At 62.4% G+C, this 17,264-nt stretch carries 14 protein-coding genes and 1 pseudogene; 5 read left to right on the top strand and 10 right to left on the bottom strand.

From position 1 onward, the window contains the following. Nucleotides 1–5: 5 nt before the first annotated feature. The 6 genes from U5A58_RS25675 to U5A58_RS25650 all read right to left on the bottom strand — a co-directional run bounded on the left by U5A58_RS25675 (nucleotide 6) and on the right by U5A58_RS25650 (nucleotide 7,548). Nucleotides 6–1,454, bottom strand: a complete 1,449-nt coding sequence (locus tag U5A58_RS25675; protein WP_321963583.1) for a coniferyl aldehyde dehydrogenase — start codon at nucleotides 1,452–1,454, stop codon at nucleotides 6–8. A gap of 32 nt (nucleotides 1,455–1,486) precedes the next feature. Further along, the gene (locus U5A58_RS25670; RefSeq protein WP_321916101.1) at nucleotides 1,487–3,085 is read right to left on the bottom strand and encodes an AMP-binding protein; all 1,599 of its coding nucleotides are present in this window, start codon (nucleotides 3,083–3,085) and stop codon (nucleotides 1,487–1,489) included. 52 nt (nucleotides 3,086–3,137) lie between these two features. Further along, nucleotides 3,138–4,736: a choline dehydrogenase gene (locus U5A58_RS25665; RefSeq protein WP_321916100.1), complete on the bottom strand. Its 1,599-nt coding sequence runs from the start codon at nucleotides 4,734–4,736 to the stop codon at nucleotides 3,138–3,140. 35 nt (nucleotides 4,737–4,771) lie between these two features. After that, nucleotides 4,772–6,352, bottom strand: a complete 1,581-nt coding sequence (locus U5A58_RS25660; RefSeq protein ID WP_321916099.1) for a hypothetical protein — start codon at nucleotides 6,350–6,352, stop codon at nucleotides 4,772–4,774. A 67-nt stretch (nucleotides 6,353–6,419) separates the two neighbouring features. Further along, nucleotides 6,420–6,584 (bottom strand): rubredoxin, encoded by a 165-nt coding sequence (rd, locus tag U5A58_RS25655; protein WP_321916098.1) that lies wholly within the window; start codon nucleotides 6,582–6,584, stop codon nucleotides 6,420–6,422. 13 nt (nucleotides 6,585–6,597) lie between these two features. Next, nucleotides 6,598–7,548: a fatty acid desaturase gene (locus U5A58_RS25650; protein WP_321916097.1), complete on the bottom strand. Its 951-nt coding sequence runs from the start codon at nucleotides 7,546–7,548 to the stop codon at nucleotides 6,598–6,600. Between the two features lie 221 nt (nucleotides 7,549–7,769). Between U5A58_RS25650 and U5A58_RS25645 the strand changes: the two genes are divergently transcribed. Further along, entirely contained in the window at nucleotides 7,770–8,780 is a 1,011-nt protein-coding gene (locus tag U5A58_RS25645) for a helix-turn-helix transcriptional regulator (RefSeq protein WP_321916096.1), read from the top strand. 98 nt (nucleotides 8,781–8,878) lie between these two features. Here U5A58_RS25645 and U5A58_RS25640 read toward each other — a convergent pair whose 3' ends face one another. Beyond that, nucleotides 8,879–10,339, bottom strand: a complete 1,461-nt coding sequence (locus U5A58_RS25640; protein WP_321916095.1) for a DUF1254 domain-containing protein — start codon at nucleotides 10,337–10,339, stop codon at nucleotides 8,879–8,881. A gap of 480 nt (nucleotides 10,340–10,819) precedes the next feature. Between U5A58_RS25640 and U5A58_RS25635 the strand changes: the two genes are divergently transcribed. The 4 genes and pseudogenes from U5A58_RS25635 to U5A58_RS25620 form a co-directional block, all read left to right on the top strand. After that, nucleotides 10,820–12,271, top strand: coding sequence for a DUF1254 domain-containing protein (locus tag U5A58_RS25635; protein WP_321916094.1), 1,452 nt, complete (start codon nucleotides 10,820–10,822; stop codon nucleotides 12,269–12,271). Nucleotides 12,272–12,643: 372 nt separating this feature from the next. Beyond that, a complete protein-coding gene (locus U5A58_RS25630; protein ID WP_321963582.1) occupies nucleotides 12,644–13,519 on the top strand; it encodes a site-specific integrase in 876 nt (291 codons plus the stop codon). A gap of 21 nt (nucleotides 13,520–13,540) precedes the next feature. Next, nucleotides 13,541–14,710, top strand: a complete 1,170-nt coding sequence (locus tag U5A58_RS25625; RefSeq protein WP_321963581.1) for an IS91 family transposase — start codon at nucleotides 13,541–13,543, stop codon at nucleotides 14,708–14,710. 809 nt (nucleotides 14,711–15,519) lie between these two features. Then, a pseudogene (locus tag U5A58_RS25620) lies at nucleotides 15,520–15,783 on the top strand (SET domain-containing protein-lysine N-methyltransferase); the annotation flags it as partial. 286 nt (nucleotides 15,784–16,069) lie between these two features. Here the strand turns inward: U5A58_RS25620 and U5A58_RS25615 are convergent. The 3 genes from U5A58_RS25615 to U5A58_RS25605 all read right to left on the bottom strand — a co-directional run. After that, nucleotides 16,070–16,219, bottom strand: coding sequence for a hypothetical protein (locus U5A58_RS25615; protein ID WP_321916093.1), 150 nt, complete (start codon nucleotides 16,217–16,219; stop codon nucleotides 16,070–16,072). Then, nucleotides 16,220–16,474, bottom strand: a complete 255-nt coding sequence (locus tag U5A58_RS25610) for a nuclear transport factor 2 family protein (RefSeq protein WP_321916092.1) — start codon at nucleotides 16,472–16,474, stop codon at nucleotides 16,220–16,222. A gap of 21 nt (nucleotides 16,475–16,495) precedes the next feature. After that, the coding region (locus tag U5A58_RS25605) for an alpha/beta hydrolase (protein ID WP_321963580.1) at nucleotides 16,496–17,264 on the bottom strand (769 nt) is incomplete at its 5' end.

The following is a 17,264-nucleotide window of genomic DNA, read 5'->3' as shown; positions in this document are numbered from 1 at the left end:
CCCACTTACCCCTTCAACTTGATCAGCAGTTTGATCAGCTTCAGTGCCTTGCCGTGATACGGCGGCTGAAGCAGCATCTGAATGCCCGACATCGGTCCCTGGCGGAAGACCGGTCGCAGCTTCGAGAACGTAGTGAAGCCCTCGCGCGAGTGGTAGTGACCCATCCCGCTGGGGCCGACGCCGCCAAACGGCAGGTCGTGCTGCACGATGTGCAGCATCGCTTCGTTCACGGACACGCCGCCCGACATCACGTGCGAGATATAAAAGCGTTGCAGTTGCTTGTCGCGCGTGAACGGATACAGCGCGAGCGGCCGGTCGTGCGCGTTGATGTAGCGCGCAACTTCTGTCTTGTCGCGGTACGTGCGGATCGGCAGGATCGGCCCGAAGATTTCGCGCTGCGACACGATCATGTCAGCGGTCGGGTTGAGCACGAGGTGCGGCGCAAATTTACGTACGCTCCGGTCCGGCCGCTGTCCTTGCGCCAGATTCACGAGCGTCGCGCCCTTGTTGCGGGCGTCTTCAAGCGTGTGCTGAAGGCGCTCGTACGAGCGCTCATCGATAATCGACGTGAAGTCATTCGCATTGATGTCAGGGAAGCGTTCCGCGAAGAGCCGCTTGCAATGCCCGACGAACTCCGTCACGCCTTCTTCGGGCAGGAACACGTAATCGACGTTCGTGCAGATCTGGCCCGCGTTGAACATCTTCGCCCACATGATGCGTTCCGCGGCCGTCTTCACGGGAAAGTCGGGACCGACGATCGCCGGCGCCTTGCCGCCGAGTTCGAGCGTGACCGGCGTGAGATTGCGTGCTGCATTGGCCATCACCGCACGGCCCGTCGCGCCCGACCCGGTGAACAGCAGATGGTCGAACGGAATCGACGAGAACGCGGGTCCACGACCGCCGCCGTCGTCGAAGAACTTCAGCTTCGTCTCGGGAAAATAGCGCGGGCTCACGCGCATGAGCAGGTCTGCGAGATGCTGCGAATTCTCGGACATTTTCACCATCGCGCGATTGCCCGCCGCGAAGATGGCCGTGAGCGGCGAGAACGTCAGGTTGATCGGGAAATTCCACGGCACGATCACGCCGACAACGCCGAGCGGCTGCGGAATCAGCGTGTTCGACGCGCCCGGATACAGCAGCACGTCGACCTGACGTCGTTGCGGTTTCATCCACTTCTTCAGGTGCTTCGAAGTTGACTTGATCCCTTCGAGCACGACGAAGATCTCGCCGAACAATGTCTCGAACTCGGAACGGTTGCCATAGTCACGGCTGATTGCCTCGACGATTGCCTGCTGGTTGTCCTTGATGAGCCGGCCGAGGGACGCGAGGTCGGCGAGCCGCTCGCGATAGTCCGGCTCGGGATTCTGAAGATGGGCCTCGCGCTGCGCATCGTGGCAGGCAGTGAAGTCAGCGGGAATGGCCGGCGCGTCCGCGTGCATCATCGGTGCATTCATTATTTTCCTCTCGCAGGTTGGAGATCACGGTGTTACGCGCGCAGTTCCCTGCGCAGCACCTTGCCGACGGTCGACTTCGGCAGGGCGTCGACGAAAACAATCTGTTTCGGCACCTTGTATGCCGTGAGCTGTTCGCGGCACCACGCAATCAATGCGTCGGCCTCGAGCGTCGAACCCGGCGCGCGCACCACGTAGACGCTGACCGCCTCGCCCGTGCGCTCGTCTTTCACGCCGACGCATGCGCATTCCTGCACGCCTGCGCACGCGCTCACCACGGACTCGATTTCGTTCGGAAACACGTTGAAGCCCGACACGATGATCATGTCTTTCTTGCGGTCCACGATCTTCAGGAAGCCGCGTTCGTCGAGCAGGCCGATATCGCCGGTGCGGAAATAGCCGTCCGCCGTGAAGGCCACCAGGTTGGCCTCAGGCTTGCGCCAGTAGCCGCGCATGACCTGCGGACCCTTCACGCAGATTTCGCCTGTCTCGCCCTTGGCAGCCTCGGCGTAGTCGTCCTTGAGGATCTTGATGCGCGTGCCGGGCAAAGGCCGGCCCGTCGTGCCGTTAAAGCTGTCCACATCGGGCGGATTGAAGCTCACGATAGGGCTCGTTTCCGACAAACCGTAGCCTTCCCGGATGAACACCCCGGTCAACGCCTTCCACTTCGCAGACGTCGCTTCCATGATGGCCGAGCCGCCGCCGCCCGCCATGCGCAGCGAAGAGAAGTCGACTTCACCGATGCGCGGATGCGCAACGAGGCCCGTGAACAGCGTGTTTACCCCTGTAAAAACCGAGCAGCGCGAAGTCTTCAGCACGTCAATGAGCGCATTCACGTCGCGGGGATTCGGCACGAGCCAGTTGTGACCGCCGAGCGAGAAGTAGGTGATGAAATTCACCATCAACGCGAAGATGTGATACAGCGGAATCGCCGTCACGACGCGTTCTTCGCCTTCACGGCGGTTGTCCGGGATGATCGACTTGAATTGCTCGACATTGGCGAGCAGGTTGCGATGCGAGAGCGAGGCGCCCTTCGCCACACCCGTCGTGCCGCCCGTGTACTGAAGGAAGATCAGGTCGTCGCGATCGATCTCGGCTGGCTTGAACGGCAAGCTTTGGCCGATCTCGATGGCGGACTCGAACGCGACCGCGCGCGCCATCGGCGAGCTGGGTTCGACGCCGGGCGTCGCGCCCGGCGCACCGACCGTGATGACGTTGCGCAGCGCGGTGCGGCTCGCGACCTGCACGACCGTTGCCGCCACGCCGCCGAATGCGACAATCGTCGTCGCCAGGGCGTCGTTGAGTTGATGTTCGAGTTCACGCGCCGTGTACAGCGGATTCACGTTGACCTGCACAGCGCCCACGCGCGCGATTGCGATCATGGCGACCGGAAACGCGAGCAGGTTGGGCAACATCATGGCCACGCGGTCGCCCGCTCCGACTTTCAGCTCCGATTGCAGATACGCGGCAAACGCGCGCGACTGCGCATCGACGTCGCGATAGGTCAGTGTTTGCCCGAGACACGTGAACGCGGGCTTGTCCGCGTAACGTTCCATGGCGTGCTCGAACAGCGCCACGAGATTCGGCCAGCGGTCCGGGTCGATGACGTAGGTGGGCTCGGGTTGATTGCTCATGATGCTAAGCCAGTTTCAATTGCGTTCTTCAAATCGCAGGCGACCACGACGACTACGCCGTCGCCCGCATGAGATCCACCGCGCGCTCGGCGATCGCGATGATCGGCGCGTTGGTGTTGCCACCGATCAGCGTCGGCATGATGGAGGCATCCACGACGCGCAGGTTCGCGACGCCGCGCACGCGTAGTTGCGGATCAACCACGGCCATATCGTCGACGCCCATCTTGCAGGTGCCCACCGGGTGATAGACGGTATCGACGCGCTCGCGCAGCACGCGTCGAATGTCGTCGTCGGTGCGCACGTCGGCCGTGAACAGATCCCCGCTGCGCAAACGGGCCAGCGGCTGCGCGTCCATCAAACGGCGCGTCATCTTGAACCCGGCGACGAGCCGTTCGAGATCGTCATCGTGCGAAAGGAACGCCGGGTCGATCCGCGGTGCCGAACGCGGATCGTTGCCGGCGAGCGTCACGGTGCCGCGGCTTTGCGGGCGCAGCAGGCACACGTGGCACGAATAGCCATGCGCAAGATGCAGCTTGCGCGCATGATCCTCGACGAGGCTCACGACAAAGTGAAGCTGAATATCCGGTGCCGCGAGCGACGCATCCGTCTTCAGGAAGGCGCCACCTTCGGCGAAGTTGCTGCTGAGCATGCCCTGACGTGTGCGCAGATAGCGCGCCGTCTCGCGCACCATGCGCAGCGTGCCGCCGGCGGAGAAGCCCACGAGGTCGAGGCTCTTTGCCCGATACCCGAAAATGAAGTCGGGGTGGTCCTGCAGATTCGCGCCCACGCCGGGCAACTCGTGCAGCACCCGTACGCCGTGCTGGCGCAGATGCTCCGCCGGACCCACGCCCGACAGCATGAGCAGTTGCGGCGACTGGAAGGCGCCCGCGCACAACACGACTTCCTTGCGCGCGTTGACGGTGAAGGTCTCGCCGTCGCGCACGTACTCGACGCCGGTCGCCCGCTTGCCCGAAAACACGATTCGGTTGACCTGCGCGCCATCGAGCACGTCCAGATTGCTGCGCTTGCCCATGTGCGGATGCAGATAACCGCGCGCTGCACTCCAGCGCTCGCCGTTCTTCTGCGTCACCTGGTAAATGCCGACGCCCTCCTGCTGCTCGCCATTGAAATCGGCGGTCAGCGGAAAACCGGCTTCGCGCGCCGCATCGAGATAGATCTGCTGGAACGGATTGCCGCTTCGCAGGTCGCTCACATGCAGCGGCCCGTCGTTGCCGTGCAGGGCGCCGCGAATGTTCGCGTTGTTCTCGCTGCGAATGAAATACGGCAGCAGGTCCTCGTACGACCAGCCATGATTTCCGAGCGCGGCCCAATGATCGTAGTCCGAACGATGTCCGCGGATGTAGACCATCGCGTTGATGGCCGAGGAGCCGCCGAGACAACGTCCGCGCGGCTGATAGCCCTTTCTGCCATTCAGCCCGACCTGCGGAACGGTCTCGAAGCCATAGTTGTTCACCTTGGTCGGCAGCATCGCGACGACCCCTGCCGGCGTGCGTACAACGGCGCTGTCGCCGCGGCCGCCCGCCTCCAGCACGAGGACGCTCGTGCGCGCGTCCTCGCTCAACCGCCCGGCGATCACGCTGCCCGCCGAGCCCCCGCCAATCACCACATAGTCGAACTCGCGATGCGTCATAGCCGTTCCCCTCGATGTGCCCAGTTCAGGCGCAATTAGTTGGCGGCAAGCATGCCGGTGAGTTTCGACGTATCGACCGGGCACCCGAGCGCTTCGAACTTCGCCTTCTCGCGCATGTTGATGACGCGCGGCAGATAGTCGCCCATGGCTTCGGCTTCGGTGCCCGGCTTCTTGACGGCAAACCAGCTTTGTTTGAACGAAGGATTGATCATCGTGTGGCGGTTGATGAAGATCGCCCACTCCGACGAACCGCTCACGAGGCCGTCGCCGTTGCCGAAGTCCATCCATTCCACGCCGCACTGCTCGGTGGCGTTCGTCGGACGATCTTCTGGACGCGTGACCACGATGAAATAGTGCCCGGCCTTGTCGAGCGTGCGCTGCACCTGTTCGTCGTAGAGGCAATCGGTCGTCGTGGCAGCGGCCAGCGATCCGCCCGTGCAGAACGAGACGTAGCGAACCTGCGCGTCGGCGTCGTTGTTCGTTTCGCCGTTGTACGTCTTCGGCGTGGTCGGCAAACGCCCCGTCACGACGTAGACCTTGCCGAAATTGCGGCTCAGGAACGTGTAACCGTAGCGCGTGGCCTTGTTGCTCCACCAGCCACCCAGCAGTTCCGGATCCTTCGGCGCGAGCGCGGGCACGAAGGCGTCGAGCACGACCTGCTTGCGATTGAAGAAGGCCTGCAGCGGACGCACGGTCGCGTCCGACGCGCCCGGGTTCTCCGAATCGACCCAGGGCAGATGGGTCAGCACCTCCCACGCGATCGGATTGACGTTGTGCGGCAGTTGCTTGCCGCGCATCGGCGTGTCGGTGGCGGCGCAGGCGGCGTCTTCGTTCAGGACCGAACCATCGGCCATCTGAAGCTGGATGCCCGGCAGCGGCACCGCGCCCGCGTAATCGACGCTGTTGTCGGGCACAAAGTTGCGCATCCAGAGGAACACTTCCTCACCGGCATCCGCATTCGTGTAGAGCGTGTTGGCCGCACGTTGCCCGGGCGCCGGACCGCTCACGATATAGACCGTGTAATTGCGCGCAGCGACGTTACGCGGCACGCCGGGGCGGAACGGATTGGACGAGCCCGCATCCGGATTGATGTCGATGTCGCTCAGCGAGTCCTGCGGCTGGCCCTTCGCGTTGTACGTGTTGAAGTTCCAGTGACGCATGTGCGGATACTGGCCTTTGATCACGAGCTTCGCGCCGGGCGGCAGTTTGAACGCGGTAGGCACGTAGGTCGTGGCGGTATCCGGGAACTGGTTTTCGAAATGAAACGAGTTCTGGTCGTTGGTGTACACACCGCTGCGCGCGCGCGGGCCCGGCCAGAAGCAGGTATGCAGGCTCAGGTCGTGCTTCGTGTTGGCCGCCGTATGAATGTCGAGCGCACGCGCATTCGGCATCTCGGGCAGGATCCACTGGCGGCCTGCGCTGTCCACGGCGTAACCCACGGGCGTGGGTTTCGCGCTGCCGTCCGCCACGCCCGAATCGAGTTCGTAACGCGTGAATTCCGGGCGCGGTGTGGCCGGATCGTCGTGCTTGAGCTTCGACGACGCCCAGAAGACGACCAACCCGCCAGCCGCTGCAATCAGGATCAGCAGGCCAATGACTACCTTTGCGATTCTCATTCGATGTCTCCGATTTTTTGGGCCGGATCTCAGTCCGTTCGCCTTATGAACTGCTGACTACGTAGTCTCAGTCTTCAATCAGGAAGTAATCCGACTTTGCGGCGCCGCACTCGGGGCAACTCCAGTCGTCGGGAATATCTTCGAAGCGCGTGCCCGGCGCAATGCCGGAATCCGGATCGCCTTTCGCTTCGTCGTACACATGGGCGCAATAGGAACAGCGGTATTTCTTCACGTGAAGCCTCGAATCAATGCGTGCCGGCCGCGGTCGTGCCGCCGGGGTGGAACGTTGGGATAAGGTCGAAGCCGTGCTGGATGCGCAGATCGCGCGCACGCAGTTCAGGCTCCATCAATTCCCATACGGCGCGGTGGTTGTACGACGGTGTCGTCGGCCACAGATGGTGGATCAGGTGATAGTTGTGCCACTGCATCAGCGGTTCGAGCACGCGCTCGCGGCCAAGGCGCATGGTCGTGCCGGCAGTCAGGTTGTTGCTCGTCGATGCGGCCGTCGTGATGTGCACGAGCTTGCCGTTCTCGTCGCCGTCGAGGTGCGGCAGCCAAAGGAACGTGAATGCGATGAGACCGAGCGTGATGCGCGACGGAATCAGCCACAGCATCAGCACTTCGCGAGCGTGGCCGAAATAGCAGAGCGCGGCCACGATGGCAATGGTCGCGATTACATACGGCATGGTCTGGCGCAGCGTTTTCTTCGCACGCGGATCGCCGCTGCGCAGGTTGTACCAGGCGTAGTACAGGTCGAAGGTCATCCAGCGCAGCCAGATGTTCCACCATGGGCCGTGCACGTAATGATCCGGGTCCTGCGGATCGTTCGTGAAGCGGTGATGGATCATGTGCGAGTAGCGGAACACTTCGAGCGAGACGTGCGGCACGACGAGCACGAGACCGATGCGGCCGATCCATTCGTTCAGCGTGAGATTCGACGACGCGGCGCGATGCAGCGCGTCGTGCGCCACATGGAACACCGGCCACATCGTGGCTACGTTCAGCAGCATGCCGGCCCACATCGGAATCCAGCCTTTGAAGGCCGCCACATCGACGGCAACGGTGCCGACCACGATGTAGAGCATGAGCCACAACGTCGGCCACGCGAGCGCAGGCGGATTCGTCAGGCGGTAGAGTTCGGCCTTTTTTTCCGCGGGAATCTTGATGGGGTTTTTGGACGAGGCATTAGACGACATGGTCTGCCTCCGTCGAAAGCGTGGCGCTCGGGTATTGCATGGTGTCTCCGACTTTGTTTTTGCTTTACCGCGCCGCGAATCGGGCGAGGTCAACTGTCGGCCATTCTCACGGGACACCCCGCACAGGCACAGGGTTGTACGTGCCATAAATTTATCCTAAGATGCCAAAATTAATGGTGGGTGGGGACAAGATGAGCACGGCTGGGAGGGGAAATCGCAGGGTGGCGGCCCGTGACATGCCGGCGGGCTGGTTCGAACCGGCGATACACACGTCCTATTTCCACATCTTCGCGAGGCTGCTCGAAGAGCGCGACCTCCCCAGTCCGCGGCCGCCGGCGGGACTCGCGCGGCTTCTCCCGATCATCGACTTTTTGCCTTCGTTCGACGCGATCCTCGCGGCAACGCGTCCACTCTCCGGTGTTGAAGTCGGTATGGCGATCCCGGGCGGCGCGCACGGTCCGATGGGCATGGCCGCGATCTCGAGCCCGACGATCCGGGACGCGATGGAGGCCGTCGTGCGCTACGTGCCGATGCGCAACGGTCTCTTCAACTATCGTTTCGCCGAAGACGACCGGCTGGTCACGATCCAGATGACCCCGCGCCTCGACCTGCGCGCCTATGAACGCTTTCTGCAGTACGCGACGGCGGTCGCGATCCTGAACATCCTTCGGGCGATTTCCGAACCGCTCACATTGAGCGAGGGGTTCATCGGCTTTCCGTGGCACGCCCCCGCCGATCTGGGAAGCGTCCACAACGTCATGTCGCCGTGCTTCCGCTTTGGCGAGGCAGCGTTCAGCGTCGGCTTTACGGCCAACGCGGCGCGCAAGCCCTCACCGACCGCCGACGTCGATCTGTATCGCCTGATGACAATGGCGGGTGAAGAAGAGCTGACGAGAATATCCGGCAACGTGGGCGCGCGTATCCGCAAACTGCTCAATGCCCAGGCGCCGCAGTGGCCCACGCTCGAGGAAGTCGCCTCGCAACTCGCGGTATCGAAACGCACGCTCGCCCGCCGCCTGAGCGCCGAGAATCTCGCTTACCAGGACCTGATCGACGAAGTGCGCAGCGAACTGGCGTGCTGGTACCTGCGGCAAACGTCTTTACCGATCGGTGAGATCGTGGAACGCACGGGCTTCAGCGAGATGTCGAATTTCAGCCGCGGATTCAAACGGCTGCATGGCATCAGTCCGCGCGAGTATCGCAACCGGTATCGGTCGAACCCGGCGGATTGACGCTTTAGTGCTCGTGACGCGGGCGCACACGCGCGCCCGGCCCCGGCGACGATTGGCTGCACGCGATCAACGACAGCGCGGCCACGCCCGCGCATCTGTCACTTCACGCGTTCGAAGTCGCCTGGCTTCCAGCTGCCGTTGAGCGCGGCTTCGGCCGGTGCATAGAGCCGCAGGATCGCAAAGAAGCCCTTCCCTGGCGCCGTGGCCAGCCAGTTGCCATCCTCACCTTGGGGCGCCTCCGGTCCGACGTAAAGCGTCGTGCTGCCGTCCGCGTTTTCCTTCGGATGATTGAGCTTGCCTAGCGACGGGAATGGCTGACCGTTCTGGAGGCCCGATGCATTCGAGGCGTCGTACAACGTCACCGACCAGAAGAGCTCCGCCGGGATATTCGCGGGCAGCGTGACCCTGTAGCTCTGCGTCCCCACCAGCGGCTGGCCCGATTCATCGTTGAACGCGATCATGTAGAAGGCGCCTTTACCCGCTGTCATCGACACCATGCCGGGACTGATGGAGTAGTAGTCCGTGAAGAACCAGATGCGCGCATCGAGGTCGCGATGGCCGCCGCTGTTCGAAGAGAAACTGAGGTCATTGACGGCGTTAGGCCAGCGCGCGGAAACGTTGTTGACCGGATTCACCCATTGCCGGTCTTCGAAGACACGAAGTTCACTGCCTGCCTGCAACCCGATCACACGACTCGTCTTGTAGCCCGTTTTCGCGGCATCGTCGAGAATCTTCGTCGTGTTGGCGTCGGGCTCGAACGGCTTGTCCTTCACGATGCCAATGCCGGCAAGCATGCCCAACCAGTCCGGATCGGCGAGGCTGCCGCCTTCGGTATCCACCAGATACTTGAGATCACGGAACGCGGTGGCGTCACTGCGCGGCAGCATGTCGTGCGGCACGCCCGAAGCGTCGACGAATTTCATCTTCTCCGCGCTGTCCTTCTTGCCAAGCGGATACAGCACGGATTGCTTGAGGAGATCCGACGCGGGGCCGATGTTGTCGAGCGACTGATAGAACGAGCGCAGGAAAATGAAGATGTTGTTCGTCCCGGAGCGATATACGTAGTAGTCCGAAGGTACGTCGCCCATGTAGCCCGGCGGAAGAATCAGGAATTTGCCGCCCGCGCCACCGTCCGGTCCCGGCAGGCCGAGGTCGCCGGCGTAGGCAATGCCATTGACCGTCGGCCCGGGTACCGGGCGTTGCCACATGTCGAGCAGGATGCCTTGCAGCTTTGGCGGCGCATCGAAAACCAGCGGCCCCGTGTCGGCGAGATTGACGAACAGCATGCCGTAGATCAGGTCGGAATTTGGCGTCGTGATCAGCGTCTTTGCGTCGAGACGCTTTTCCCAGATCGCCATGACGTTGTAGCCGGTGCCGTATGCGTCGGCGAAGCCGTCGCGCATGCCCATCGTGTTGAGCAAGGGCATGGCCCAGAGGTAAGTCTGGGTGGCGCGCTGAAACAGTAACTCGTCCTTGAGCGAGCTCGCCGTCTCGGCGGTTGGCCGTCCTTCGACGAATGCGCTGTTCGCGAGGGCATCGAATCGACTCGTTTGTGCCATGGTGTGGCCTCCGAAAGTTGACGCAACAGACAACGCGAACAGCGTCGCTCGATTTGCGTTGCTATTCGACGTCGTTGTTCCCGACCCGGTCAATTGATGCGTGCGGCCGACGGCCGAATCCTGCTTTCGACACGCAGACGAGTGTCGTCTGGCAGTGTTACCGAGGTTTGAAACGGACGCGATAGGGAGTTGGGGCAATTCAGTTGCCCGATCATGCAGGATCTGCCCCTTTCGTCCATGGCGGCACGATCGATAACGTTGCATTGCCTTCAAGGGCAATCCAGTTGCCCTTAACCCCTATGGATCGTCACTGGCCTCTACGTGCAAAGTAGGCTCGATTTCCTGCCCCTGCCTTCGGCTCCTTCCGGGAACAAAGGTCGAGCGGCGCCGCACGCAATGGAGTGCTCCGCCAAGGACTTAACTGGCAACTTCACCGGCGAAGGAAGTCATCCCTGAACACGCTCGTTGAAAGAGGTTACAGTGAGATCGCTTTCATCCATCTTTACGTTCAGCGCCCTTCCTGGCAGCCCGGCAAGCCGTGTCGCCCAGGAAATTGTCGACACGCGCATCGGCAAACTCGCCTTTGAGAGCGGTTATCCGTCACAGGAGACAGTGCAGAAGCTCTACGATGAAATGGATTTCCAGCGCGCCTGCCAGGCGTATCTCTGGGGCATTCCGGCGGTCGGCATGGAGCAATGGCGATCGGCCCATCGCGACGTGTTCAAGGCGCAAAACGGCCAGATGCTCTCGTATCTCGACTTCAAGGAAAAACTCGGCATTCTCACGCCAAATTACACAACACCCTATATCGCCACGCTGATCGATCTGCAGGAGAGCGGGCCATTGGTCGTGGAACTTCCGCGGGGCCTGATGGCGGGCATGATCATGGACGCGTGGCAGCGTGTTCTCGCGGATCTTGGCGTAGTCGGCCCGGACCAGGGCCAGGGTGGCAAGTATCTGATCCTGCCGCCCGGTCACTCGACGGTAGACCCTGAAGGCTACTATGTCGTCCAGTCTGCGGGCAGGACGGTATTCGCCGGCGTGAGACTTCTGGGCGCTGACAAGGAAAAGGAAATCCGCGAGATCGTTCCCGGCATTAAGACCTACCAGTGGTCACCCAGTGGCGCAGGGCCGGCCATGGCCGTGCGTCCAGCCGGCGACGAAGTGTGGAGTCAAATGCCCCCGCATGGCATGGCCTATTGGGAGAGCCTGAACAACGTGATTCAGAGCGAGCCCGTCATGGAGAGAGATCGCCTGATCCTGCCGCAGCTCCGCTTCCTTGGAATCGAAAAGGGCAAGCCATTCAATCCGGATGCGCGCCAGAAGAAAATCCTCGAAGACGCTGCGGTCGTAGGCGAAGCAATGGCCAAGGCGAACACTTCCGACAAGCGGGTAGAGCCCGACTTCTGGCCTGGTACGCACTGGAAGCACGCGCTTGTCGTCTCTGTGGATCAACGTGCGGCGGACTGCGACCAGTTCGACGAGCGGGCAGCCTGGTTCTACGAAGCAGTGGCCGTTTCAAAAGGAATGCTGACGCAGACACCCGGCGTCGGGCAACGTTACATTGCCTCGTACAGCGATCGCGACGGCAACTGGCTGAGTGGCGGCAATACCTACAAGTTGCACGTTCCGCCTGATCCTCCAGTCGAGCAATTCTGGTCGGTGACCGCATACGACGAGGGCACGCGGCAAATGGTCGTTGCCGCGCAGGGACGGCCCGATCTGTCTTCACGCAAGGAAGACATCGTCAAAAACGCGGATGGCTCCATCGACGTCTATTTTGGCCCGACGGCGCCCCCCGGGAAGGAAGCGAACTGGATACAGACCGTACCGGACAAGGGCTGGTTCGCCTACTTCCGCTTTTACGCGCCGACGCAAGCGTTCTTCGACAAGTCCTGGGGCCTACCGGACTTCGAGAAACTCAAAGGGTGAACGAGGTACGCGAATGTGGTGACTCGCGCGAGCCGGCAGCGCTGTGCTGCCGGTTGCTTCCGTTCGCGTGGAGGACCGTGAGCCACCGCAAGGGGTAGATTTCGTGCGATGCTGTGGGGCAGCGGTCGGCCAAATGCTTCGGGCAACACCTCTTCCGTTCACGAATCATCGGTGTTCGAAGGAATGACCGGAATAGCTTTGAAACGAGTCGTTGGTAGCAAGATGCATCGGAGGACCGCTCTGGGTCGATGGACTAAACCGCTTACGCGGTAGGGGCTACGGTCCGACGCTTGAGGTCAGGGAGAGGCCGGGCGCCCGGTTCTATGTTGGCGAATGAGGCAATCCGCCTCGTTCTTCAGCAGGAGCCGAATCATGACCTCCTTCCAACCAGCCGTCAGCCCGCTGCGCCAGCGCATGATCGACGATATGCGCATGCGTCAGCTTTCTCCGAAGACCCAGTACGCCTATCTGAGGTTCGTGCGAGAGTTCGCCGGGTTTCTCCGCCGCTCTCCCGACACGGCTTCCGCCGAGGACCTGCGACGCTACCAGTTGCATCTGGTCGATCACGGTACTTCTCCGGTTTCTCTCAATGCCGCGATCACCGGGCTGAAGTTCTTCTTCGAGGTCACGCTCAGGCAGCCCGAACTGATGGCTGGCATGCAGCCGGTGCGCGTGCCCCGTGTGCTGCCCGTCGTCCTAAGCCCCGATGAGGTCCGCCGGCTCATTGCCGCGGCGGGCAATCTCAAGCACCAAACTGCGCTCTCGGTTGCCTACGGCGCCGGCCTTCGCGCGAGCGAAGTGGTCGCGCTGAAGGTCGGCGACATCGACAGCCAACGCATGACGCTGCGCATCGAGCAGGGCAAGGGCCGCAAGGATCGCTACGCGATGCTCTCGCCCGTGCTGCTCGAACGCCTGCGCGTCTGGTGGCGCGTCGCGCGTGCCCAGGGGAAGATGCTCGATGGTGGCTGGCTGTTTCCGGGCATGGATCCCGTCAACCCACTGACCCCGAAGCAGCTCAACCGCGCAATACACGCCGCTGCCGTGACTGCGCAGATCGACAAGCGCGTGTCCATGCACACGCTGCGTCACAGCTTCGCCACCCATCTTCTGGAACAGAAGGTCGACATCCGCGTCATCCAGGTGCTGCTCGGTCACAAGAAGCTCGAGACGACTGCGCTTTACGCGCAGGTGGCCACCGACCTGCTGCGCGAAGTCACCAGCCCACTGGAGCTCCTGCCCTCCGAATAGACTGGCCCCGCAGGACGTCCCGTGCTTGAGGTCGCGGACATCTTCCGCGCCCGCGGGCCAGCATGGCGAAACACGGTACGGCTGAGCCCGGGGCAACTGAAGGTCATGTCGGCCATCGAACGGTGCCGCACGGCGGCACTGGGCGGACATGTGCTGCGCTGTTCAGGCTGCGCAAGGACAGAGATGTCCTTCAACTCGTGCCGGGACCGGCATTGCCCGAAGTGCCAGGCCAGCGCCGCACACCGCTGGCTGGAGGCACGCCAGGCCGATCTGCTACCCATCGAATACTTCCACGTCGTCTTCACGCTTCCCGCACCCATCAGCGCGATCGCCTGGTACAACAAACGGATCATCTACGGCCTGCTGCTCGACATCGCCGCCGACACGTTGCGCACGATCGCCGCCGATCCCAGACACCTCGGCGCCCAGATCGGGGCCACGCTCGTCCTGCACACCTGGGGCTCAGCACTCACGCATCATCCACACGTGCACGGCATCGTACCCGGCGGCGGACTCTCGCCCGATGGCGAGCGCTGGATTACGTGCCGGCCCGGCTTCTTCCTGCCGGTGCGCGTGCTCTCACGCCTGTTCCGCCGCCGCTTCCTCGAAGCGCTCGAAGTGGCACACCGGCATGGCCAACTGCAGTTCTTCGGCGAGTACACCGAGCTCGCGGACCCTGCCACCTTTGCCCGGTGGCTTGCACCGCTACGCACCTGCGAATGGGTGGTCTACGCCAAGCGCCCGTTCTCCGGACCGAAGGCGGTGCTTGAGTACCTCTCACGCTACACGCACCGCGTCGCCATCTCCAACCAGCGTCTCATCTCCTTCGATGAACGCGGCGTGACGTTCCGCTGGAAGGACTACCGTGCCAAGGGGCGTACCCGCTACAAGGCCATGACCCTCGAATCTGACGAATTCATGCGCCGCTTCCTGCTCCATGTCCTGCCCGGCGGCTTCCATCGGATCCGTCACTATGGATTGCTTGCCAACCCGGTGCGTCGAGCCAATCTAGCAAAGGTGCGCGAACTGCTGCATGTTGCACCCGGGCTCAGCCTGTCACCAGACGACGCTCTCATTGAACGCCGGCCCACCTTTATCTGCCGCCACTGCGGCGCGCCAATGATCGTCATCGACATCATCATGCCCACCGCTCCGATCCGCGCACCGCCGATGCGACGGGGTCAGACATGAGCTCCACGGTTCCCCGATCTGCATGTCGAACGTCGGCTTCGCGTCAATGCGGCCCACGAGCGGACGCTTGCGCATATCACGTCGCGACCTGCCTCGCGTGCTCGCTGCATCATCGCGATTGCACGACTGCACCGCTTCGCCACCGCGTCAACGCCCATCCCACATCCCGATTGGTCGCGCCGCATCCCACACCGCGCAGCATCCTGACCTATCAATCGCCATAGCCGCGAAACTCCGAGCGAATCGGCGCGCCCCGCGGTTTCCTCCATCGAGGCTTATTCGACGCCTGCCAACACGCGCAGAGCCGCCATCACATTCCTGTGGCCGATGGCAGGCATCGAATAACCCTTAACGATATGACCCATTCGCTCCTTGTACGCCATGTTCCGCCATGCTCGCTCCCCCACCATCCGAGGTACCCTACATCGGACAACCGAGCAGCAGAAGGCCGAGCACACAAAGGGCTGCGCCAAGAAGGATCGAGGCCAGGATAGCGAAGGGAAGCGGAAGCATATTTGTTGTGGCAATGCATGCATAGCTCAATGATATGCGCATTGGCTTTGCCCCACTGTCAACGATTGTCAGAAGCGCCATGCCAAGGCGTCATGATTGCGCCGAAGATTGCACGGTTGCGCGCACAACAAACGCCGTGATCGTCCGGATAGACTTCCACACCAAACGCTGAGAACCCGCGCAAGTTGACGGCTTCCCTGGCAATCGGACTCGCCGCCCGTTCAGGCTTGCACATGTTCGGAACCCCACGCCGCTCACAAGGCGTGCGCCGCGCCATCATGCGAGATCCGGATCAGGGCCGGGTGATTGATGGGAGCCGCGGCGGCAACAGCGCGCGCTTCCTGAACCATGCATGCACACCGAACTGCGAAGCAATCGAAGCCGGCGATCGGGTTTTTATTCATACAGTCGCCGCCATCCGGGCCGGGGACGAACTCTTCATCGACTGCGGCCTCGTAATCGATGGCGATGTCACCGCGGATATCCGGAATATGTACGCATGTCACTGCGGCGCCGCCGCCTGCCGTCAGTCGATGATCGGGATGACATCGACTTCGTGAACGAGCGGCTGAACGTCTCAGGGCACCCGCGAGTGTTCGCCCTGCACTTTCCCCCCGGCCTGACACGCTATCAGACTGCCGACGAACGCTGATGCCGGCGTTGAACCGGCCTTCATGCATACACGGAAGATGGCGCCCCCTGCGCCCCTTCTCTGGGCGGCCAGGAGGCCTTTCAATGATTACCACTACGCGGCTACGCGGCAGACAAGCGACCCGGGAGTCCGGCGATCGGGAATGCCAGCTCCAAGGACCGCAGCGACAAAGCGGCCTTTCATCAATGTCGTCATCAGACGGCACGGGTCATCGCGAACGCGTCTGCTGCCCTTACCGTATCCAGTGCCTCCCGCAACAGCGCGATCTTGCCGTCACGCGCCGCGAGCCGCCCCGCGTACATCTGCCGATAGATTTTTCCCGTCGACGGCACGAGCGCTTCCACTTAATATTCGGCGAAGACCTGCTCCGGCGTTTCGATCAGAAAACGCACGTTTTTAAATTCGAAATCCGGTACTTTCGCGAGCAGTGAAGCGATAAAACCTTCAATCGCTTCCGGTCCCTGCGCACGGCCGTCGATGCCGAGCGACTTCAGATACGGCAGTTCCAGCACGCCGTCGTCGGCGAATAATGCGGCTGCCGCGTGCGGGTCGCGAATCGACTCAAGGTAAGCGGCAAGCAGTTGTCTGGCGTTGTTCATGATTGGCTCTCGATATCCGTGTTAGTGGATGCGTTGTTGCAGGTGCGTCTTCAATGCCGTCGCCATCTGCTGCATGGCGGCGCGTGTCGGGGCGTCGGCGGCGAGCACGTTGAGCAGGCCGAAGTCGTGAATCGTGCCTCTGTACTGGGTCGTCGTCACGTCGTTGCCCGCCTGGTCGAGCCGATGTCCGTAGGCTTCGCCTTCGTCGCGCAGCACGTCGAACTGCGCTGTCTGGATCAGCGCGGGCGGCAAGCCCTTCAACTCGTCGAGCGTGGCGCGCAGCGGCGATGCGTAGCGTTGGTTGCGCTCGCCTGCGTCGGTCGCGTCGGTGATGTAGGCATTCCAGAACCACTTCATCATGTCGCGGCTCAGGAAGTAACCGTTTTCGAAAGCGTCGTAGGAGGCGTTGTCGAATGCGTGGTCCGTCACCGGCCACATGAGGCCCTGGAAGCGGATCGCCGGGCCATTACGGTCCTTCGCCATCTGGCTGACGACCGCGGCCATGTTGCCGCCCACGCTGTTGCCCACCACCGCGAGCCGCGCGCCATCGACGCCGATTTCCTCGCCATGCGCGGCGACCCACTTCGTTGCGGCGTAGGCCTGGTTGATCGCGACCGGATAGCGTGCTTCGGGCGAAGGCGTGTATTCGACGAACACGGCCGCCGCGCCCGACTGCACCACGAGGTCACGCACGAGGCGTTCATGCGTCGGATAGTCGCCGAGAATCCATCCACCGCCGTGGAAGAACATGAACACCGGCAACACGCCGCGCGCATGCTGCGGCCTGACC

Source organism: Paraburkholderia sp. J7 (assembly GCF_905220155.1).
Classification (GTDB): domain Bacteria; phylum Pseudomonadota; class Gammaproteobacteria; order Burkholderiales; family Burkholderiaceae; genus Paraburkholderia.
This window is presented reverse-complemented; position numbering and strand designations above follow the sequence as displayed.